The 21,310-nt window shown below is 37.2% G+C and carries 19 protein-coding genes and 2 tRNA genes; 13 read left to right on the top strand and 8 right to left on the bottom strand.

Going from position 1 to position 21,310, the window contains the following annotated elements:
- The first annotated feature begins 205 nt into the window (after nt 1-205).
- Nucleotides 206-1,435: an FAD-dependent thymidylate synthase gene (locus LBN07_01585; protein MDR0850155.1), complete on the top strand. Its 1,230-nt coding sequence runs from the start codon at nt 206-208 to the stop codon at nt 1,433-1,435.
- Nucleotides 1,436-1,810: 375 nt separating this feature from the next.
- The gene (locus LBN07_01580; protein MDR0850154.1) at nt 1,811-2,407 is read left to right on the top strand and encodes a hydrolase; all 597 of its coding nucleotides are present in this window, start codon (nt 1,811-1,813) and stop codon (nt 2,405-2,407) included.
- Between the two features lie 155 nt (nt 2,408-2,562).
- Here the strand turns inward: LBN07_01580 and LBN07_01575 are convergent, their stop codons facing one another.
- Nucleotides 2,563-3,030, bottom strand: a complete 468-nt coding sequence (locus LBN07_01575; protein MDR0850153.1) for an amidase domain-containing protein — start codon at nt 3,028-3,030, stop codon at nt 2,563-2,565.
- 121 nt (nt 3,031-3,151) lie between these two features.
- On the opposite strand from LBN07_01575, the gene LBN07_01570 reads away from it, so the two are divergent.
- Nucleotides 3,152-3,697, top strand: a complete 546-nt coding sequence (locus LBN07_01570) for a hypothetical protein (protein ID MDR0850152.1) — start codon at nt 3,152-3,154, stop codon at nt 3,695-3,697.
- 225 nt (nt 3,698-3,922) lie between these two features.
- A complete protein-coding gene (locus LBN07_01565) occupies nt 3,923-5,572 on the top strand; it encodes an ABC transporter ATP-binding protein/permease (protein MDR0850151.1) in 1,650 nt (549 codons plus the stop codon).
- A 116-nt stretch (nt 5,573-5,688) separates the two neighbouring features.
- On the opposite strand, the gene LBN07_01560 is transcribed toward LBN07_01565, so the two are convergent.
- Nucleotides 5,689-5,763: transfer RNA gene (locus LBN07_01560), tRNA-Gln, on the bottom strand.
- 130 nt (nt 5,764-5,893) lie between these two features.
- On the opposite strand from LBN07_01560, the gene LBN07_01555 reads away from it, so the two are divergent.
- A tRNA-Gly gene (locus tag LBN07_01555) sits at nt 5,894-5,967 on the top strand.
- Between the two features lie 51 nt (nt 5,968-6,018).
- On the opposite strand, the gene LBN07_01550 is transcribed toward LBN07_01555, so the two are convergent.
- Nucleotides 6,019-6,603 (bottom strand): hypothetical protein, encoded by a 585-nt coding sequence (locus tag LBN07_01550; protein ID MDR0850150.1) that lies wholly within the window; start codon nt 6,601-6,603, stop codon nt 6,019-6,021.
- On the opposite strand from LBN07_01550, the gene LBN07_01545 reads away from it, so the two are divergent.
- The 8 genes from LBN07_01545 to LBN07_01510 all read left to right on the top strand — a co-directional run bounded on the left by LBN07_01545 (nt 6,546) and on the right by LBN07_01510 (nt 14,156).
- Nucleotides 6,546-7,193 (top strand): replication protein, encoded by a 648-nt coding sequence (locus LBN07_01545; protein ID MDR0850149.1) that lies wholly within the window; start codon nt 6,546-6,548, stop codon nt 7,191-7,193. The two genes, LBN07_01550 and LBN07_01545, sit on opposite strands and share 58 nt — an antisense overlap.
- Nucleotides 7,194-7,295: 102 nt before the next feature.
- A complete protein-coding gene (locus tag LBN07_01540) occupies nt 7,296-8,621 on the top strand; it encodes an ATP-binding protein (protein MDR0850148.1) in 1,326 nt (441 codons plus the stop codon).
- Nucleotides 8,622-8,640: 19 nt separating this feature from the next.
- Nucleotides 8,641-9,063 carry a very short patch repair endonuclease gene (locus LBN07_01535; protein ID MDR0850147.1) on the top strand — a complete coding sequence of 141 codons (423 nt, stop codon included), beginning with the start codon at nt 8,641-8,643 and terminating at the stop codon, nt 9,061-9,063.
- Nucleotides 9,053-10,162 (top strand): DNA (cytosine-5-)-methyltransferase, encoded by a 1,110-nt coding sequence (gene dcm, locus LBN07_01530; protein ID MDR0850146.1) that lies wholly within the window; start codon nt 9,053-9,055, stop codon nt 10,160-10,162. Before LBN07_01535 ends, dcm begins: the two co-directional genes overlap by 11 nt.
- Before the next feature lie 114 nt (nt 10,163-10,276).
- The gene (locus LBN07_01525) at nt 10,277-10,507 is read left to right on the top strand and encodes a hypothetical protein (GenBank protein ID MDR0850145.1); all 231 of its coding nucleotides are present in this window, start codon (nt 10,277-10,279) and stop codon (nt 10,505-10,507) included.
- A 10-nt stretch (nt 10,508-10,517) separates the two neighbouring features.
- Nucleotides 10,518-12,458: a hypothetical protein gene (locus LBN07_01520; GenBank protein ID MDR0850144.1), complete on the top strand. Its 1,941-nt coding sequence runs from the start codon at nt 10,518-10,520 to the stop codon at nt 12,456-12,458.
- Nucleotides 12,451-13,392: a hypothetical protein gene (locus LBN07_01515; protein ID MDR0850143.1), complete on the top strand. Its 942-nt coding sequence runs from the start codon at nt 12,451-12,453 to the stop codon at nt 13,390-13,392. The genes LBN07_01520 and LBN07_01515 overlap by 8 nt, the downstream gene beginning before the upstream one ends.
- Nucleotides 13,392-14,156, top strand: coding sequence for a hypothetical protein (locus tag LBN07_01510; protein MDR0850142.1), 765 nt, complete (start codon nt 13,392-13,394; stop codon nt 14,154-14,156). Before LBN07_01515 ends, LBN07_01510 begins: the two co-directional genes overlap by 1 nt.
- Nucleotides 14,157-14,560: 404 nt before the next feature.
- Here LBN07_01510 and LBN07_01505 read toward each other — a convergent pair whose 3' ends face one another.
- From LBN07_01505 to tkt, 5 genes are all read right to left on the bottom strand, one after another.
- Nucleotides 14,561-16,444, bottom strand: a complete 1,884-nt coding sequence (locus tag LBN07_01505) for an InlB B-repeat-containing protein (GenBank protein ID MDR0850141.1) — start codon at nt 16,442-16,444, stop codon at nt 14,561-14,563.
- A gap of 401 nt (nt 16,445-16,845) precedes the next feature.
- A complete protein-coding gene (locus LBN07_01500; GenBank protein MDR0850140.1) occupies nt 16,846-17,601 on the bottom strand; it encodes a hypothetical protein in 756 nt (251 codons plus the stop codon).
- Between the two features lie 128 nt (nt 17,602-17,729).
- Nucleotides 17,730-18,347, bottom strand: a complete 618-nt coding sequence (locus LBN07_01495) for a hypothetical protein (protein MDR0850139.1) — start codon at nt 18,345-18,347, stop codon at nt 17,730-17,732.
- Between the two features lie 381 nt (nt 18,348-18,728).
- Nucleotides 18,729-19,280, bottom strand: a complete 552-nt coding sequence (locus LBN07_01490; protein MDR0850138.1) for a hypothetical protein — start codon at nt 19,278-19,280, stop codon at nt 18,729-18,731.
- A gap of 76 nt (nt 19,281-19,356) precedes the next feature.
- Nucleotides 19,357-21,279, bottom strand: a complete 1,923-nt coding sequence (tkt, locus tag LBN07_01485) for a transketolase (GenBank protein MDR0850137.1) — start codon at nt 21,277-21,279, stop codon at nt 19,357-19,359.
- Between the last annotated feature and the right edge of the window lie 31 nt (nt 21,280-21,310).

The raw sequence follows: 21,310 nt of genomic DNA, 5'->3' as shown, positions 1-21,310 counted from the left end.
CATCACTGTAGACCCATAAGTCCTGTTGCCGTACAACAAGAACCTGCCTGTCAAAAAACCTTGTTGCTTCGCAATAAAAAACCGACGCGTCCCGTCGGTTTTTTTTACGCTTCAGATAAAATATGCGTCCGCCTTCATCCGCAAAGTGGGTATTGACACCCCCCCCCCCTTCGTGTTACAATGATGAGACTTAGGGGGAAATAAAATGGAAGTAAAAATAATTGCCCAAACTCAGTTTGAAGATTGGGTCAAAGATATTTTAAACAAAAAAGATGGCATCTTCGAAATCTCGGTGCCGGAACAGCTTGCTGCCACCTCAGCACATGTTTGCTATATGAGAGGAAATGTTGAAACAATTCTGGCAGAAGACCTGCAAAAAACTCGTGACAGACTAAAGCAAATAGAAACAAGCTACCACCACAGCCCGTTTGACCATGCACATATCTCTTTGGAGCTTGACGGCATTTCAAAGCAACTTGCAATGATACTTAATGATGAGCAAGATTATGCCACCAGCGAAAAATCAGCAAGGTTTACAAAAATGGAACTGCCGAGTGAACAGCAGAAACTGTTTGATAAATGGGATAAAATACTGAAAAAAGAGATAAATGGAGCTTATTCTGATGCACCGTTTGTTCAAAACAAAATTCAGAAGCTTTCTCAGGAAAACGCAAGGTACACTTCATCTTATTTCAATCCCAGCACCACAATGATACACACTTTTTCTTATCGTCAGCTCAACATCCTTTGCGGACTTATGGAAAAGTTTATTGCTCAGCCTCCCGTAAAAGGCATCGTTTATGACAATCTTAAGAGTGAAATGCAAGAATTTGTTGGTCAAATACAAAATTTGGGGCTATACAAACCCGCCCTTGCTGAGGCTACACACGGCCGAAGACTAAAGTTTTTCAGCCCGCACAAATATGAACCTATGTTCAGTGATGTATACCAAACCAACTACTATGGCAGCATCGCCCAACTTGCGCAGGCACACCGACACCGCACAAATCAATTCGGCACCTACACCGGCTACTTTGACGGTGACGTAAAAACACATAACCCGCGCTTCTTTGTACCTCCCGTTCTTCGAGGAGACAAATCTTTGACAATGGAATGGAACGAAGATCTTCTCGGGCAGTTTAAGGAGGGAGACATACCTCAAGGTACACTCCTTAGCATTAACGAAAGCGGCGTTCTGGATGATTTTATAAACAGCAAATGCAGAGAACGGCTTTGTTCACAGGCGCAGCAGGAAATAAGCATGCAGACCTTTGACACTGCACAACGCTATTATGACACCCTTGTTGAAACCGGCCACCCGCGGGCATATGAGCTTAAACCTGTGCTTAAAGGCGCCGGATGCCGCAGCGGTATTCGCGAATGCACCACCCCATGTGGATTTCAAGAAGGCATAAATATGACAAGAATGGTCTAATAAAAACAAAAAACGGCTGAATTCAGTCGTTTTTATTATTCTTTTCTGCAAAAATCACATTCTAAATTAAACTACCCGCATACAATTAATTCGCCTCAAAACCCACCTTGTCAAACTTAAATATTATAGGACAAATGCCAACAGCCTGCATTCCGCCAAATCCTTTGCTGTTGTCGCGGTGCGCGTGGTGTATGTATACAATATTCATAAGCTCCCTTAATTTTTAGTATATCACAAAAAGCTATCCGGGGTCAAATTGATAAAAACAGGCTAAAACCCTAAAGCGCACAATAGTTTGACTTTTGTCCATATTTTAAAGTATAATTATTATAGCAATGCAACAAGTGCACATATGCGCACTTGTAGGGGGATAAAATGAAACCGGACTTAGAAAAGCTTGAAGCAGAATTTATGCAGATTTATCAGCAAAACATAAAACGCGAAGGCGGCGACAAACTTTTGGAGTGGATAAAAAACTCAGACTTCTTTGTGGCACCCGCCTCCACAAAATTTCACTCAGCTTTCAGAGGCGGACTTCTCTTTCATACTCTCAATGCGTACAAACGGTTTAAAAAACTCATTGTTGATGAATATGGTGAAAAACATCAAAAAAATGTCAGCGACGAAAGCGTTGCCGTGATTGCGCTTTTGCATGATATTTGCAAAATCGATTTTTATAAAGAAGAAATGAGAAACGTCAAAATCGACGGCGTGTGGGAGCAGCAGCCCTACTATACCGTTGACGACGGCCTTCCTTATGGGCATGGCGAAAAATCGGTGTATATCGCCTCTGCCTTTATTAAACTCTCACGTGAAGAAGCCATGGCCATAAATTGGCACATGGGAGGCTTTGACACCAGAGTTGTAGGCGGCAGTTACGCCATGAGCACAGCGTTTTATAAATTTCCAATTGCCGCACTCTTTCACATAGCCGACATTCAGGCAACCTACCTCGACGAAACCGCCGACTAAAAAATCTCCGCCGCTTGCTCTTCATCAAAAAATTTTTATATTAAACTCAATTAAAAGCCGACACATAAACTTAAGTGTTGGTTTTTTTATTGAGTTTTATAATAAGGCGACAATGAAAGCAATTTAATTTTTGAGCACATAAAAAGCAGAAATAATCAATTGAGAATATGCAAAAATCTGGCAGTTTCAAAAACATAGGTGCTAAGTCGCCTGTTTTTACTGTCAAAATCATGGGCGGTTATAAAGATGCCGTCAAAGGTATTATCAGCAATATTAGTCACAAACAGTGAATGATAAAACCTTGTGCCGTCACCCAGCTGCACAACGTCACCCTCTTCAATTTGGTTTATATCAACCTCTTTTGCCCTTACACCCCTAAGCGAAGTGTTTTCTGTGGCAAAATTATAAAACTCATTTACTCCCGACCATGCCGGAGCCCTTGAGTTCAGGTTTACATAATACCAACCCAGAGGAGTAAAATCCATCTCAATACCTCCGGCATGAAGTGCCTGACTCACAAAATTGGTGCAGTCTCCGCCCATTTTGGTGAAATCAGAATATATGCTGTTACGGCCATCTGCCCATTTAAGAGCATATTCTATGGCTTTCGTTCGGTTATACATATTATCATATATGCAAGTGTTTCCACGTTTGCAACCTGAAAGCGCAGATTTGAGTCCCCCATTTACAATGCTTGTGATATGTGATATAATACGGATATAAAAATCTGTAAGGAGAAAGACTGTGATATACAAAATTAAAATAGAAGCCTATGACAACAATCATACATACATATTACCTGTAATCATAAAAACCCTTGAAATAAAAGATGCCGCAAAAAGACTTAGCGGTTTTATTAACGAATCGGATGCCCCCTATGCATATAACAATTTATATAAAAGTTTATACACAATCAGCGACACAACACAAAAAAACAACAAAGAAACTGCACCCGCACCAAATAATATCTCTGCAAATATCAGAACCATCCTTGATGCCATGCAAGATGTGCCACAAGACATAAAAGGACTGCTTTTTGAAGGTATCCGTTTTGGACAGATTATTTCAAGCAACCCGTTATCTCCTACCCCTGAAATTGTTGAACAAATGATGGGCCACCCTGCTCCAAGCTACAGAGAATACTTTACATCCACATACAACTCACTTCCGTTAAAAACCCAAATAGAAGACTTTAATATCTCCCGTAATGAATATATAACTGAACTTGTTCAAAACGACACCCCCGCCCCGACAAACACCTTTGCACCTTCTCAATTGCATGGTACTTAAAAGCCTTTTCCCCCTCTTGACTTTGTCAGAACTTTATATTATACTGTTATCATTAAAGGAGTGTATTACTATGTGTCCAAATATTTTAGCAAACAAGATAAAGGCAACTGCCGCTGAATAGAAGAATGTTCTCCTTTTGTTTTTGTATTTAAACACGGAGGGCTTCTTCCGTGTTTTTTGTTGCCATTTTTTAAAAGGCAAAATACAAATCAAAGGAGAATTTTTATGTTTTTTAAACGTTACAAAAATTTACGGCAAATGAAGCCGTATTTCAAAAAATATATGCCTCTTACCATCTCACTGCTTATTGTTGCCGTGATTGCAAGCTCGCTCGGCATGGTGATAGCTTATTTTATGAGTGAGCAGCTGGTCGGCATAACAAATCAAAATATAAACCAAATGGTTAAGTTTACCATTTTGATTATGGCCGCTGTGCTTATTCACCACATTTGCTGGTTTTTGTGGAGCCGCTTTGGAGCGGTGCTATCAAACTATGTAGCCAACGATATACGCCGAAATCTCATATCCAAAACACTAGGCACAAAGTTTCAAACCATAAAAGAAAATCCGAGCGGATACTATATTGAGCGCCTGAACGACGACACCAACGAGGTGAGCTCGTTTCTAACCAATGTTGCCAGCACCATGGTGGATGTTCTCACAAATTGCAGCTTTCTGTTGCTTATCTATTTTCTCAATTGGCAGTGTGGCCTGTTTTTCACTGTTGGTGCTTCTCTGCTCTTTGTCGTTGATGCCATAAAAGTCAAAAAGGACCTTAAGCACCTGCAAGGCGTCAAAAAAACCACCGAACAGTCAAATTCCAAATTTAACGAACTTATTCGCGGAATCAAAGATGTAAAAGGCCTGGGTCTAAAAAGTGAAGTAATTAGTGTCAATAATACAATCCACTCTCGTTTGGCTAAGCAAAATGTTGCCCGTGTTCACACCTTTGAGTTCTTAAGCCGCGTCAAGACCTTTTTGCAGTGGACTATTGACGCCTGCCTTGTTCTTCTCTGCGCTTTTTGGCTGTTCCCTACCGGACAAATCACCGTTGTTGTTTTGCTTATTATTCTAAACTACAAAAGCCTCATGTATGACACTGTAGGTTTCTTTTCAAAAATTAAATCATATTATGTGCAGGGCGACTATCAAGCCGGAAGAATTTTAGAGGTAATAAACACTAAAGACGCCGAACAATTTGGTTCTGAAGCCATATCCCTTCTTCCTGCGGGCATAACAGTTAAAAACCTTTCATTCGGTTATGGCGACCAATTGGTTCTGAATAATATCTCGTTTAAAATTGCTCCCAATTCCTGCTCGGTATTTGTAGGTTCAAGCGGAAGTGGCAAAAGCACACTTTTTGGTTTGCTCTCAAAACTTTTAGATACCAAGGATGGAAAAATCTTTTTTAATGGCCTTGATATAAACTCATTTGACGAACAAAGCTTCCGCTCAGCCCTCTGCATCATAAATCAGGAACCGTTTATCTTTAATGCAACAGTTGAAGAAAATATAAGAATTGTTAAACCTTCGGCCAGCCGTGATGAAGTTGTTAAAGCTTGTAATAGCGCAAACATTCATGATGAGATTTTAGGCTTTTCTGAAGGCTATAACACCCAACTTTGTGAAAACGGAGCCAATTTAAGCGGCGGACAAAAGCAGCGTATTGCAATCGCAAGAACTATTTTAAAGGATACCCCTGTCATTCTTTTTGACGAACCAACCTCAGCGCTAGATAAAGAAAACCAAACCCTTTTCTTTCAAGTACTTGCCAAGCTAAAAAAATCAAAAACTATTCTCGTCATCGCTCACAAGCTTAACTCCTATGAGGTTTTTGACAATATCTTTACCCTTAAAGACGGTAAAATCAAATGAAAAAACGGCATATGCCGATTTTTTCATTTTGTTTGTATTTACAATTCTAAATAAAGAGAAGAAAGTATATATGCCTTATTAATGCTACCCAAATTCTTTATCGGACAAATTTTCAATGGCTGGGGTAGCAGGATTTGAACCTACGAATGCAAGAGTCAAAGTCTTGTGCCTTACCACTTGGCTATACCCCATTGTGTGTGATAATACTGTAACACAACATTGGCCCATTGTCAATAACTTTAGACCGTTTTTTGTTGACAGTTCAGCAAACTTATGGTATAGTATTGACACGCTTAATTTTTATTTAAACCTTATAATTCTGCGGGTGTAGCTCAGTGGTAGAGCCCCAGCCTTCCAAGCTGGTTGCGAGGGTCCGATTCCCTTCACCCGCTCCATGTTGTTCAAAATCGGAATGGTCAATTCCATCAAATTCGCTCACTATCTCTTCAATAGTGAGTTTTTTTGTTATCTCTGCCTTTAATGTTAAATACGATTATGATTTTGTCGTTGTAGAGAATAATTTTACAAACAAAGCAATCTATAAGTCGTTCTCTAAAATCGGGGTCGTTTATGTCGCCACTGACAAAACTTTCAAGCCAAAATAAAATCATATCTTCGGTTAGGGTTATTGGGATATTTAACTTTTCTTCGGCAATTTCAAATTGTAGTTCTGCTTTTCTGCTTTCGTATTCTAAAATCTTATCTTTCGTGGTGTCGCTTTTAATTCCGCTTGCAACCATTTCAATTAGATTATCAAGTTTACTCGCAACCGCTTTTAATTCTCGTTCTAAATTATCAAGTTTGGTATGATCGTTTAATTCGTTGTTCTTCGCCACTATGTCTTTCGCAATTTGATTTATTGTTTTGGGTATTAAAACTTTTTCAACAATTATTTTAATTACTAAATCTTCAAGGACCTGTTTTGTGATTTGGGTTTTCTCACATTCACCTTTGCCGTCTTTCTTCTTGCCACATTTATACCACAGGCGTTTGTTATCATAGGGAACAACTTGATGAAATAATATCTTCAAGTGAGATTAAAGCATATGCCTACATCTTACACGATAAAGACAAACAAGAAAATAGTGAGGAACTTAAAAAACCTCATTATCACTTTTTAATTCAATTTCAAAGAACGCAAAGGGGCTCTTGGTTTAAGAGATTTTCAACGGACGATATGGGCATTATATTCCCTAAACCCAGTTATGACCCACAAGCCGCATTTGATTATTTGATACACGATACACCAAATGCCAAAAAACAGGATAAATATCTATACCCTATAAGCGAGCGAATAAGCACTATTGATGATTTAACAAGCGAGGAAAAAATTGACGAGAACGCCGAACTTTATATTGACCTTATGGACTTACTTAATGGGCAAATAACTTGGCACGATTTAATTAAGAAAAAGCCAAAACGAATACATATGATTTCTAACATAAGCCGAGCATATGACCTACTATTTTACGAAACCTATGGCAGACGATATTTTGATATAGGCAATCAATTAAAGCCACAAAAGCACGAACAGCCAAAACCAACGCAACAAAAACCCTTGCCTCCTAAATTAATTCCCATAACCGACCCAAAAGAACTTGATGATGATATGCCTTTTTGACAAACGACATAAAATTACATTTTTATGTTGACAAAAGTGTATTTTATGTTTGACTTTAATTATTTATGTGATATAATGTTTCTATCAAAGAGGAGTATTAAAATGAAACGCTTAATTGAAACAAAACTACAAAATTGGAAAAATGAGAAGAACAGAAAGCCGCTTATATTGGACGGTGCAAGACAAATCGGTAAAACACATTCTATGATAGAATTTGGCAGAGAGCACTATACCAATTATGTTTATTTCAATTTTGAAGGAAACGATAAATTACAAAATATATTTGAAGGCGATTTGGACGCTTTAAGAATATTAAGGGAGTTGATTGCTACTTCGGGCAAAACTATAAGTAAGGATTCAACTCTAATTATTTTTGATGAAATTCAAGATTGTCCAAGAGCAATTACAAGTTTAAAATATTTTTGCGAAAACGAACCAGAATATCATATCATTTGTGCTGGAAGTTTACTTGGCGTAGCACTAAACAGACAAGATAATAAGAGCGGAAAGACTTTTTCATATCCCGTCGGGAAAGTTGACCATTTGAAAATGTTTCCTATGAACTTTCAAGAGTTTTTATGGGCAATAGGTTTTGATAAACTTGCCGATGAAATAAAAAATCATTACACTAATTTCACCCCGATGAATGAAGCCTTACACAGTAAGGCATTAGAATTATTTAAAACCTACTTAGTTGTCGGCGGTATGCCAGCAAGTGTTTTGGAATATATAGACAGAAAAGATTTTGATTTAGTTAAAAGCAAACAAATTAAAATATATAGCGACTACACAACGGATATGGTTAAGTATTCAAGTAGAATTGAAGCGAACCGCCACCAAGCGGTTTATAACAGTTTGCCTTCACAACTTTTAAAAGAAAATCAAAAATTTCAATACGCAATTGTTAAAAGCGGAGCAAGAGCAAAAGATTACGAAGATTCTGTTCTTTGGCTGCAAAAAGCCGGTATTGCGTTGTTTAGTTATTTAGTTCCTGTAAAAAATGCAATGAAACTCCCATTGGAAGCATATAAAGATAATTTTAGTTTTAAAGTATTTTTAAGTGATGTTGGGCTTTTGTCTTCAAAATTAACCGCCACACCGGAAATGATATTAACAGACATCAACTTGGCAGGCGAAGTTAAGGGTGCTATAACAGAAAATTACTTAGCACAAGAGTTAACGGCAAATGAACATAACCTTTATTATTGGGAATCTTCCGGCATTGCAGAAGTTGATTTCATTTTACAATTAAAAAGTGATTTTATTCCACTTGAATGCAAATCTGCGGAGAATACTCGCTCACGAAGTCTTACAAAGTTTGTAGAACAGTTTAAACCTGTATATTCAATAAGGGTTTCAACAAAAAACTTCGGCTTTGAAAACAACATTAAGAGCGTTCCGCTTTATGCTGTTTGGTGTATTAGGTAATTAAAAAGGAAACAGACAGATGAAAAAAACACCCGAACAAATCAGTAAAAATATGCGAATGGTTAAAAATAAAGATTCCGAAATAGAACTGCTTCTGCGTACGGAACTGAGAAAAAGAAATATAAGATACAGAAAGAATGCGACGGATGTTACAGGTAAGCCGGATATTGTTTTTAAAGGGAAGAAAATTGCGGTGTTTTGCGATAGTGAATTTTGGCACGGGTATGATTGGGAGAACAAAAAACTTGAAATCAAGTCAAATCAAGATTTTTGGATTCCGAAAATAGAGAGAACAATTCAAAGAGACCAAGAAGTAAATGATTTATTGAAGAAAGACGGCTGGACGGTAATAAGATTTTGGGGATACGAGATAAAGAAAAATGTGGCAAGTTGCGTAGATAAAATAGAAGCTGCCTTTAAGGAGGTTGAGAATGACTTATAAAACCATTGATTTGTGTGCCGGAATCGGCGGTATGAGGCGAGGATATGAATTAGCCGGAAATTTTGTAAATGTTCTGTCTGCCGAAAATGATTTAACGGCTTGCAAAATTTATAAGCACTTATTTGGGGATGACCCTTACAACGATATAACGAAAACCGAGTTTAAAGATAAAGTTAAAAAAATTGATTATGACATTCTGTTAGCTGGGTTCCCTTGTCAGGCATTTAGTCGTGCCGGTAAACAAAAAGGGTTTGAAGATGAAGAAAGAGGCATTATTTTTCATCATATTGAAGAAATCATTAGAGATACCAAGCCAAAAGCTTTTCTCTTGGAAAATGTTGACCATTTACTTACACACGATGACGGTAATACCATTGCACATATATTAAATACTCTTACAAAAGATTTAAAATACAAAATTATAGGAGTATCGGAAACCGAGAATAAAAAAATGGTATACTCTGCGAAAACACTTGTGCGGAATTCTAAAAACTTTGGTGTTCCTCAAAACCGTCCACGAATTTATCTTATGGGTTTTAGAAACGATATAGCCAAAAACTTCGGTAATTCAAACTTTGAATTACCGTTAAAATCCGAGTTCACTGTTTATAACAGCCTAACAGATGTTTTGTATACCGATGTTAAGGATAGGTATTTTATGTCTTCCGGCTATTTAGAAACATTGGAAAAACATAAAGCAAGACAAAAATTAAACGGAAACGGATATGGTTATAGAATTGTAAATTCAAAAGAAATTGAGAGACCGATTGCAAATACCCTTCTCGCCACAGGTGGCTCCGGAAAAGAAAGAAACTTAATATACGATGAAAAAAAAGGAGTTGCGGGGAAAATAATTCAAGGTAAACACACACCTTTGAACAGTAAACATATCCGAGTAATGACTCCGGAAGAATGGGGAAAACTTCAAGGATTTATCAATTATGCATTTATAACAAACGATAAGGATATGTTCGCCTTTCCGGATGGAATAAAAGATGCAGCCAAATATAAAGTTTTCGGAAATGCCGTTACAATACCTGTTATTGAAACATTGGCTAAATATATGAAAAGTATTTTAGATATATATTGCACAGAGTAAAATTGTCTGTGCTTTTATTTTTATAATATGATGATGTATATCTTATACATATTAAAAATATATTGACAATATATAAATTATATGATATACTCCCAATATAAAAGGAGTGATACTATGAAAGAAAAAGAAACAAAAAAAGACCGTTTCATACGAATAGCCGAAGGAAGAACAAATAAAATTTTGGAAATGCTTAGACTGTTAGGTAATTGTTCGGTAAAAACAAACTACGATTATACCGATGAAGATGTTAAGAAAATATTTATTGTTCTTGAAAGAGAATTACGAAATACAAAAAACAGATTTTTGGGCTCGGAAACGGGAGAAGAAAAATTTAGTTTAAGATAAAGGAGACAATATGGGAGGAAAAATTTGTTGGAATTTCCCTTTGCTGGGAACGGGAAACAAGCAAGGATATACAAATGCTGGAATAACTGTGTTTGAAGGAAGGGAACTTACAGATAATTTGGTTAGAGAAATATGTCAAAACTCTTTGGATGCCAAAAACGAACATACCGATGAGCCGGTAATCGTTGAATTTGAATTATTGAATGTGGAAAAAAGTAAATATGCTTTGTTTAAAGAGTTTGAGGACAGGATAAAAGGATGTGAAGAATTTTGGAAAGACCGTACCGATGACAAAAATCTCAGAGATTTTTTAGCAAGAGTTAAAGTTTCACTAAGTCAGACTACTATCCCTTTTATGATAATGCGTGATTTTAATACAAAAGGCTTAATCGGTGTAAAATCACAGGATGAAAAGTCTGTTTGGGAAGGTCTTGCTAATATGGACGGAATTTCGGTTGATAAAGGAGACAACGGCGGAGGAAGTTTCGGTATCGGGAAAAACGCACCTTTCGCCTATTCATCTCTCAGTATGGTTTTTTACAATACATATGCGGAAGACGGAGGAAAAGCATTTCAAGGTGTTGCACGGGCTGCGACATTATATGATGAACAAAGAAATCCAACGCAAGGGATAGGAAAATACTTATATATCAGTGATGACAAGAAAGAGTGGCATCCGATTTTCCCAGACGATAAGTGTGATTTTCGTGATTTGTTTCCGCGTGAAAAAATAGGAACGGATATAATTGTAGTCGGTTTTAAGATAGACGAAGAGAATGATTGGAAAGATAAATTTGTAAAAGCACTTCTAAACAATTTTACTTTGGCTTTTATTAAAAATAAACTGAAAGTTCGTATTATTGATAACGGAAAACCAGTATCTGAGATTTCAAATAATACGATAGAAAATATGTTAACGGAAAAATATAAAACAGATGCCGAAGTTGTCTTTGCCCGTGAAGCGTATATGACACTGACTGCTCCAACCGAAAAAAGAACAATAAAAATTTTAGAAGAAAATGATGTAACCGTATACATTAAATTTGATGATAAGTTTTCAAATTATAAAGTTCATTATCGTGAAACGGGAATGAGGATAGACGCAATATTAATAAGGAGTTTATTGCGTTGTTTTATTGTTGTTGAAGTAAATAAATCAAAGAACAACGGACTCAGTAAATTATTAAGGGATTCGGAACCGCAAAGACATAATCAATGGGATTATAAACGAATCAAAGATAAGGAGCGAAGCTTGCAGTGCAAGAAAGCTCTTGATAATATAAAGAAAGAAATTCAAACTATTATTGATGAATACAATAGGATAACAATATCCGAGAGTCTGGACGGAGATATAGGTGAATATTTACCAAACGCCGCCGATGTATCTACCAATAGGATAAACGGCGATGACGAATTTAACTCTGATTTAAAAATTAAAGACCACCCGAGAGATAAAAACGGACGAATTTTTATATGCAGCTCATTGCAAAAATCAAACAGTGCTCAGGGCGTAAAGAATAATGAGTCGGCAGTAAAAGACGGCAAGAAGCGACATAGACACCGAAAAAAGCGTTTGAAAGTGGTAACTCCGGGAACAGGTACAACAAAGGGCGTAACACTTGGGGATAGTAAATTGAAAATTACGACGCCCGATTTGACCGACCATCGAATTTATCAAATTAGAGAGAATCTTTACAAAGCTATTATAAGCTCATCTACGGATTATGAAAATATTTATATTCGTTGCCAAGCTGCACGAGATGATTTACGACAAGAGCCTCTTGTTATTCTTGCCTATACATACAACAAGAATAAGACAATTGTCAAAGCTAATAAAATAGGTCCTATAACTTTGAAAGCCAACACACTTAACGAAGTGTTTATTGAGTTTGACACAAAGGAATCGTTGGCAATTGAAACAATAATTACAAAGGAGGTTGAAAATGGCTAGAAATGCTATTGAATTTCCGCATCCTGTGTTAAACGAATATTTAAAAGATTATGTTGATTGCGGTTTTTCTATCGCAATAACAGATTGTACAGACAACACTGGAAATATTGAAATCGGTGTAAAATATGAATTGTCGTGTGTAGGTTTAGAGGAATTGATTAAAGACGGTAAAGCCGAAGTGGTTTTGAGAGTAATCAGCGGAGCAACATTATTTAGAAAAGCATATATTTTCGGACAAAAGCAAGAAATAATCGTAAGCATAAACAAAAAAGAATTGTCTGGGAATATTGAAGTTTCGGCTTATATTGTTGCTAAAACAAATATTGATAATTTTCTTTTAAAAGAACATAACAACGCCTATTTCCACGAAAAAGCTTTTAAGATTAAAAAGAGCGATATTCTGGCAGATGTTCCTGGAATTTTCATTCCGTTGGAATCAGAGCTGGAAAAGCAGATATCATCAATTATAATAATTGACTTAGTAAAAGAAATCTCTAAGACTGAAATAAAATTTTCAAATAGTACAGACGATGATTCGGACGGATTGATACATATTCGTTTACCCGAAGCCGAATACACCGAATATCATACTATTCGCAGCAGATTTGCTAAGCTCGGTATCAAGCGATTTTTACAAAATGCTTTAATGCTTCCCGCAATAATTGAAGCTATAGATTTATTAAAGTATGAATTAACGGTAACCGATGAAGATACCGATAGAACCTCTTATAAGGGAACAGTTTGGGCAGATTCCATTCTTGCCAATTTAAAAAAACTTGAGATTGACTTGGAAGATAATAATATCCCCTCGTCTGTCAAGTTGGCGAACGAACTTCTTGGAAATGTTATAAAGGATTCTATACAAGACTTATCTTTAAAAATGAAAGAATGGTCAAATGTAACGGAAGAATCAAGAATAGGAGGTATTGACTAATGAACATACCGTACTTTACCAACAGTGCATATTCTAACTTAAAAGAAAACATAAAGGAAAATAAAGATAGGTATATTAAAAACGATGACTGGTTAAAAAAATATTTTATGGAAGTCGATATACAGGAATTTTATAAAACTTCATCGGTTTATGTAAATTTCCCTACACTTCTTACGGAAAACGGAAAATTATCCGATGCCGATAAGTGCTCACAGGATTTGACAAATGTAAAAATTCTGTACAGTGCCTTAAAAGACAAGATTTCGCCCCAGCAAGCAAGTAATTATTTAATGTGGACCGCAGTTGCACATATGGTTTATCCCGCCTATATTTTAGCAAGATGGCAAAAGGATTACGGAGAGATAAATTTTGAAGAAAGGTTTTTTGCGACAAGAGGAAGACAATCTTTAATTTATTATAATGCAATTTCACGCTTATGGTGGTGCGGGTATATAAGTTACGATGAAGAATGTAAAAATACAAATCCGTTTCACTTAACCGAAGTTTTGTTTACCGCACAAGAGTTTTGCAAAGATTTTACGGATACAGCTTACAGTATGAACAAAACTATTGCCAGAGGTGTATTGCGTGCCGTAAAGGGAGTAAAAGAAAAAATCGGTGAGAAAAGTATCTCGGATTGTTTCAGAGACTTCAATAAATACTTTAACCGTTATGGTGCGGTTACGGTATTAGATTATCTTTCCGAAGAAGAAGTTACGGAATTAACAAAAAAGTATATGTTGGAATGGTTCAAAAATCATTAACTCTCGGCTTTTGTTTGCAATTTTATGGCTATTGCTATATAATGTTTTCTAACTAGGGGTGCGGATATTAACCCATTTGGTGCTCCATTAGGTTCAAAATAGAACTGTGAAAGTTCTTCAAATTCACTCACTATTTTTTGGGTAGTGAGTTTTTTTGTTATCTCTGCCTTCTATATTTAACACAATCTTGCAAAATCAAGAAGTGTGCCGCAATTTCAAATGAAAATAATCAAAATATCAATTGTCTAAAATTATTACATATAACCTCAGTAATAAGCGTTCAGTAAGTGAAGAATAACACAGCTTATTATCCTTTATTGATACTAAAACCCAGCATATGACCATAAGTCATATGCTGGGTTTTACTTATCTTTACTTATATCTAGTTATATTTTAATTACATATTAGACTACAACTACCCTACTCGAAACGGGCGGAGTGAATGCCCATGAGGTAAATAAATTTGTTGTAGTAGTATTACCTGAACCTATCTGACCGTCACCGTTCCATCCTGAACCATAAACTAGTGTCCCTCTAACTAGTACAAACGCAGTATCTAGGGCAATTGATGTATACGTTGCATCAGTTATATATGTAGGAGAATTTATTGGCGGTAATCGTACTTGATAAGGTTCAGTATGATTAGTAGAATTGCCCGAACCATGTTTACCATAGTCATTATTACCAAACATATACACTTTACCATCTGTGGTTAGCACGGTTGTAGAATGGTAAATAGTCTCTACATATGCACCATTTGTAATACCTATTGCTTGCGGTGTTGTTTTATTTGATGTACTGCCGCCAATAGTTCCCAGTCTGCCAGCGTCACCATTTCCCCAAGTATAAACCTGACCGCTATTATCTATTGCCACCATATAATAGTAGCCTACGGCTATCTGTTTTATGTTTGATAAACTATCTAAAAGCACCGGTGTTGATTGGTTTGTAGTATTACCCAATCCTAAACCACCATAACTACCATCTCCCCACACATAAACAGCACCATCATTAGTTACAGCGGCACCGCTAAAGCGACCCAAATTTAATTGTTTAATATTAATGCCATTAAGTCCGGTTAAAAGAGTAGGTGTATTTTGAGTTCCACTATTTGAACCCAACCCCAGTCTATGATTAGATTTGTCACCCCAAACATAAACCCTTCCTTGGTTGGTTACAGCACCTGCACTATAATAACCTGCAGATATAGTAATAAACTTTTCATTTGCTTCCAAGGTTGGCATAGTAGCCAGCACCGGTGAAGTTTGTCTTGAAGTTGAACCATTGCCAAGTTGATAATTGCCGCCAAGACCCCATACATATATTAAACCTTCATCGGTCAGTGCATATGAACCATCCGAATAGCTCGTAGCAATGTCAACAATTTTCTTGCCACTAAGCGCTCCGCCTACAACTTTAGGTGTTAAAACACGAGTTGTTGTTCCGTCCCCCTGTTGACCATCAATATTATATCCCCAAGAATAAACAGTTCCGTCACTGGTTAATGCTAAAGTGTGATATCTGCCGCTCATCATTTTCACAAAATTCCAGACTATTATTTTGAAAGTAACGGGCTCGGCCAGAATGCCGTAATTGCTTACATTGAAAGTAATCTCATAGGTGCCCGCAACAGTTGGGTCGAAGGCGGGTGAAGAGGTGTAAGTAATACTGCCTGTCAGATTATTGCCTTTATTATCAGCTGCTGTAACACCGCTAAATATATTTCTAGTGCTATCTACCCCCACCAGAATCCCCGCCATGTTATTAGCTAAGGCTGCATTTAAACCCGTATAATAATCTTCTTGCACAAAATATCTGTTAAATTTGGTGCCTGATATATTAATAACCGGCACATCTTCTTGCCATTGAGCATACAGAATCAAATCTCCAAAACTCCCCGTAGTTAAAACCGTTATTAAATTTCCACCGATTGCCGCATCAAACCATCCGTCAAAAAGGTAGCCGTTTCTATCGCCGGGATCAACAAATGTTATAGTGCTACTTAATACGGTGTATTTGGTTGGGTTGGTATTACTTACACCATTCAAACCTTCATACGTTATTGTATATTGATTAACTATCCAACTGGAATCTAATATAATATTCTCCGCCGGCATGCTAAGAGACGAAACAGCATTACCATTATAAAACCAAGCATCAAAGGTATATCCTGAATGCAGCAAGTCCGGTAAATCTACATCTTCGTCATACTTGTAGGTTACAGTATTATTGCCAATACCATGAGGATCCTGATATGTAGCGATATATGAATTACGATTATAATACACTCTTAATTCATTATTATCATTAAAAACTAATGTTTTTGAAATAAGGCTGCTTGAATGCGATAAATTTAATGTAAAACCCTGCATTAAATTTGTAGAAGCAGTAATGGTCTCTCCCACTCGCCCAGAACCTGTAACGGTTGAAGTGACCTCATAAGTACCATTAAGACTCTCAGTATAATAGTCTATATTATAATCTACACGAGTTTCCTCTATGGTTATTGTATCTGAAATTTGTACATTTTGACTTCCGGCAGCAAAAACAGAAACAGAGGCATAACAAGCCATTCCAAAAGCAACTATTAAAACAAGTATTGATAGTTTAAATAAGTGTTTCACAATAATCTCCCTACAGATTTTATAATTTTTACTACCAAATATCCAAACCAACCATATTAAATCGGCTAGATTTTTTCACGTTCATCAGATTTCTTCTTACGCTTATTTTCTCTTAACTCTACACCAACAATTATAACTGTGTAAATATCAAATCCCATAATCAATGTAGCCGGAAGGGTTACCACCACCATTGTGCCAATAGGAGAGAAGATAAAACTAAGGAAATTCTCGGCTGTTCTGCTTATGTCTACATGGCGGCCAATAACATAATTCTCGTATATCGGAAAGGGGTCCTCTGCCGCGTTGTTTGTGCCCTTAGTTATAAACCAACGCTGCCCATTAACATCTGTTATAATCTCCTTAATCTCGTGAAAAATAATTTTTGTACCCCTTGGGGCCTCCTGAAGAGGTTTATGTGTAGGCGAAACATCCCCCGGCGCAGATGCACCTGCTGTTACAAAATATCTGAATGCAATATAATCGCCAACTTCTAAACTATCAAAAGAAACCTGCCGAATAAGCGCATGAGAACCCACTTCAAAACCAGCATCAACCATACTTCCTGATGCAATTTGCACAATAACGAGACCAAAAACAGCAGGCAGACCCGTCTTTTTGTTAGAAATATACATTGATAGCGCCGCAGATAAAATAAATACAATTATAATCCAAGTAAGAATATTGATAGCAAAATAAAGCCATTGCCAAATTTTATTTTTTCTAGCCTTTAAATCTATAGTAATTCCTTGTTCAATAGCCTCTTTATTTTCAACAATTATCGGTTCTTTCCGCACTTTTTTATTGGGAACCTTTGTCTCCATCTCCTTCCTTTTGTTGCTCACAAATTTAAACGCAACAACATTTTATCAACTAAATTTAACTCTGTATACCTCTTAAACAAATAAACCACAAACCTATTTGTGGTTTATGATTTATAGGTTTATACTTTTTAAGCTAACGATATATTTACTGTCAATGTAAATGGGTCCGTTGCCACATCTACCAAACTAGCAAGCGCAGTATTAAGTCTTATAACCACATATACTTGTGCCGTACCGTTTGTTGCAGCAAGTGTTCCTCCAAGTAGAGAGGAAGTTCCTATTGCAGTGTCATCTGCATAAACATACTCAAGCTGGCTACCTAATGCAAGATTGTTAATAGCAATTGCATAATCCGCACTTGTTGTTCCATGATTCACTAAGTCTATTTTATAAGCATAATATGTGTACTGATGTGCTAGCGAAAATACCGGAGTAAGCCCACTTCCCGTTGCACTACCGGTAGTGTTGTCATACGCAAGATGAGCTAATTCGGTATAACCTGCAGCTTCTATTTTGGTATAATCTGCACCTGTGTCACCTAGCAAAACTCCATCAGCCTGCCCATGTTTTGCCGAGACTGTTACATCTACCCTTGCCTGACCCGCAGTTGTTATGGTAATTGAGTCCGAAACTGTAACATTTTGTGTTGCGGCGGCAAACACCGAAACTACAACGATTAATAAGCATGCCATTATACTTACAATTGAAGCCACTAATTTTACTTTTAAATTTTTTGTTTTTTCCATGATAATTTTTTCTCCTATGTTGTTTAGTATAACATAAAAATCTAAAAACAATCAAGTATTTAACCATAATTTAATTAAAAATCTAAATTAATATCAGGATTAACCCCCGTTCCAAATACCCAATACTGACATTTTTTATTGCAAACTATTTGGGATGGAAAAATAATCCCAAATTTTGGAAAAATTTTTTTGCATAATATTTTTGATGCAGCACATAATAACCTCAGTAAGGCAAATATAATTCCTTACTTCTCAAAACCACAGGCTTCGTGCCTGTGGTTTTTGATTTTATTGCGGAGGTATCACACAAAAAATAACCCAACTTTTTCAAGTCGGGTTATCCACAAAAAGACTCGGAAGTTTATTTTATATTTAAGTTTTTTAATCTTGGTTTGTCGGTTTTTCTTTGGCAGCTTCAGCACTTGCACTGTACGCCTCGCCTTCTTCGGGCTGCGACCTTGTCTCAGTCTTAGCAACTTCGGGCTGTGCGATTTCAGGCTGAGCCGCCCCCTGCTGAAACGTTGCTGAACCTTGTGCGGTTTTTGAGGCTTTAACTTTTGTTAATATCACCAGCCCCACAGCCACAAACGCAAATACTAATGTGAATATCAAGTCGGAGGTAAGTGCGCTCTGAACCTCCGGCACATGGAGAACCTCGCCAAGTATAACATCATATTGAGCAGCAATTATAACTAGGCCCAAAAACATGCCTGACACTGCACCTACAATTGTAAGTATACTTGCTATAATTACAGGATACCACGAATTGTCTGTCGGATTGAGTTTCATATAAACTCCATAAAAACCAAAAGCAACCAAAATCATAGCAATACCCGGAATAAGCCCCACAAAAGCATAAAGCACTACATAAAGAGCTATGCCCGCAAGTCCTGTCAAAATACCAAGCAGCGTTCCGCTAAGTTTCTTACTCATAAAATCCTCCCAATTTATAAAGAATACTTTAATAGTATATCATAAAACCTAAGAAAAATAAACCAAAAACTATAATTTAAAGATTATTTTTAATTTTGGCAAAAACTTCATCTAAACTAAATCCCATAACACGTGCCACATCTTCGGCACTGCCGCTTTTGCCAAAATCGCTGAGCTTTATCACTCTAGCCGGCGAAGTATATTTATACCATATGTTGTCGCTGCCGGCTTCAAGTGTAAATACCTTGCCGCAAAGTATCTTTTTCTTATACTCTTCGGTTTGCATATCAAAAATTTCAAGGCAAGGCAAACTTACAACTTGAGCGGATACTTTTATCTCTTTCAATTTTTCTTGTATTTTAAGCGCAAGACCCACCTCACTGCCCGTGGCAGCCAAGGTTACTTTAGGGTTCTGGGCCTGCGAAATTATATACCCACCCTTTTTGACATCAGCATAATTGCTGTTTATAAGCTCCAATATCTGACGGGAGGTCAAAATCGCAGCGGGGCTTTTTTCATTCAATGCAAATTCAAAAGCGTATAGCAGCTCCTCAAAATTACATGGCCTAAACAAAAACATATTGGGCATAGCACGAAGCGTTGCAATCTGCTCAATTGGCTGATGCGTAGGGCCGTCCTCACCCACTGCTATGCTATCGTGAGAAAACAAATAAATCACCGGAAGTTTCATCAGTGCTGCCATACGAATGGCCGGGGTCATATAATTTTCAAACACAAAAAAGGTAGAACAAAACACATTCATATGGCCATATGCGCATATGCCGTTGCAAACTGCCCCCATGGCGTGTTCTCTTATGCCAAAATGTATGTTTTGTCTACCATAAGCTTCGGGCGCAATAAACCCTCCTGCTTTAATCTGCGCTTTGGTAGAGGCCACAAGATCGGCACAGCCTCCGATTAAGTTGGGCACAACTTTGTCAATTCTGTCAAGCGCAATTCCGCTAAAGTCCCTTGTCGAATAAGCCTTTGATGTTATTTCCTTATCAATAAGTCCGCTTAAATCAACTTCCTTTGTGTTAAGGGCTTTATACTCATCGGGATACTCTTTTTTATACCTTTCAAGTTTTTTCTGCCAGACCTCATACTCTTTCAGTTTGGGTCTCATCAGGTTTTCAACATATTTTTCAACATCTTTAGGCAACGTAAAATCTGGCTCGTTATAACCAAGTCTACTCTTTACAAAATCTACCTGCCCCGCCGTAAACGGCGTGCCGTGAGATTTTTCATTGTCTTCAAGTTCACTACCAAAACCGATATATGTTTCTATTATAATAACACTTGGCTTGTCACTCTTTTTGGCTTCTAAAATCATTCGGTCTATATCTGACACCTTGCTTAAGTGAGGCAACTCAAAAACAGAAAAGCCGCATGCTTCAAACTTCTTTTTAGTGTCCTCGGTGTTGGTTATGTTAAGCTTGCCGTCAATAGTTTTGTTGTTTTGGTCATACAACATAATAAGTTTGTTAAGTCTAAGGTTTCCGGCAAGCGAAATCGCTTCAAGTGCTACGCCCTCCATAAGACAGCCGTCACCTAAAAAACAATAGGTGTAGTTATTAAATATATCCAGACCTGCTTTGTTATATTTTGAAGCCAAATGCCGCTCGGTTAGAGCCAAGCCCACAGCGTTAGCAACCCCCTGCCCGAGTGGGCCGGTGGTGATTTCAATGCCGTCTTTTATATCACGCTCAGGGTGCCCCGTGGTCTTGCTGCCAAGCTGTCTGAAATTTTTCAGGTCGTCAAAGCTATAGTTATATCCAAAAAGCTTAAGCACTGAATATATAATTGCGCTGGCGTGTCCCGCCGAAAATACAATACGATCTCTGCCGTCATAAGGGTCTTTGGGATTAAATTGCGCGTTTTTAAAAATTGAGAAAATAATATCCGCTGCCCCAAGACACACTCCGGGGTGACCTGACCGGGCATTTAAAATCATATTAAGCGAGTTTACCCTCAAAAAATCGGCACACTTTTTCTCCATATATCCTCCTATTGATTTCAAAACTTAAAAA

This window comes from Christensenellaceae bacterium, assembly GCA_031260975.1.
GTDB lineage: Bacteria > Bacillota > Clostridia > Christensenellales > UBA1242 > JAISKJ01.
Note: the sequence above shows the minus strand (reverse complement) of the source record. Positions and strands in the feature narration are given on the sequence as shown.

Bases quoted from the DNA above. Each gene is read 5' to 3' on its own strand.
- LBN07_01585 (MDR0850155.1), top strand. From the start codon at position 206: ATGGAAGTAAAAATAATTGCCCAAACTCAGTTTGAAGATTGGGTCAAA.
- LBN07_01580 (MDR0850154.1), top strand. From the start codon at position 1,811: ATGAAACCGGACTTAGAAAAGCTTGAAGCAGAATTTATGCAGATTTAT.
- LBN07_01575 (MDR0850153.1), bottom strand. From the start codon at position 3,030: ATGTATAACCGAACGAAAGCCATAGAATATGCTCTTAAATGGGCAGAT.
- LBN07_01565 (MDR0850151.1), top strand. From the start codon at position 3,923: ATGTTTTTTAAACGTTACAAAAATTTACGGCAAATGAAGCCGTATTTC.
- LBN07_01540 (MDR0850148.1), top strand. From the start codon at position 7,296: ATGAAACGCTTAATTGAAACAAAACTACAAAATTGGAAAAATGAGAAG.
- LBN07_01535 (MDR0850147.1), top strand. From the start codon at position 8,641: ATGAAAAAAACACCCGAACAAATCAGTAAAAATATGCGAATGGTTAAA.
- dcm (MDR0850146.1), top strand. From the start codon at position 9,053: ATGACTTATAAAACCATTGATTTGTGTGCCGGAATCGGCGGTATGAGG.
- LBN07_01525 (MDR0850145.1), top strand. From the start codon at position 10,277: ATGAAAGAAAAAGAAACAAAAAAAGACCGTTTCATACGAATAGCCGAA.
- LBN07_01520 (MDR0850144.1), top strand. From the start codon at position 10,518: ATGGGAGGAAAAATTTGTTGGAATTTCCCTTTGCTGGGAACGGGAAAC.
- LBN07_01515 (MDR0850143.1), top strand. From the start codon at position 12,451: ATGGCTAGAAATGCTATTGAATTTCCGCATCCTGTGTTAAACGAATAT.
- LBN07_01510 (MDR0850142.1), top strand. From the start codon at position 13,392: ATGAACATACCGTACTTTACCAACAGTGCATATTCTAACTTAAAAGAA.
- LBN07_01500 (MDR0850140.1), bottom strand. From the start codon at position 17,601: ATGGAGACAAAGGTTCCCAATAAAAAAGTGCGGAAAGAACCGATAATT.
- LBN07_01495 (MDR0850139.1), bottom strand. From the start codon at position 18,347: ATGGAAAAAACAAAAAATTTAAAAGTAAAATTAGTGGCTTCAATTGTA.
- LBN07_01490 (MDR0850138.1), bottom strand. From the start codon at position 19,280: ATGAGTAAGAAACTTAGCGGAACGCTGCTTGGTATTTTGACAGGACTT.
- tkt (MDR0850137.1), bottom strand. From the start codon at position 21,279: ATGGAGAAAAAGTGTGCCGATTTTTTGAGGGTAAACTCGCTTAATATG.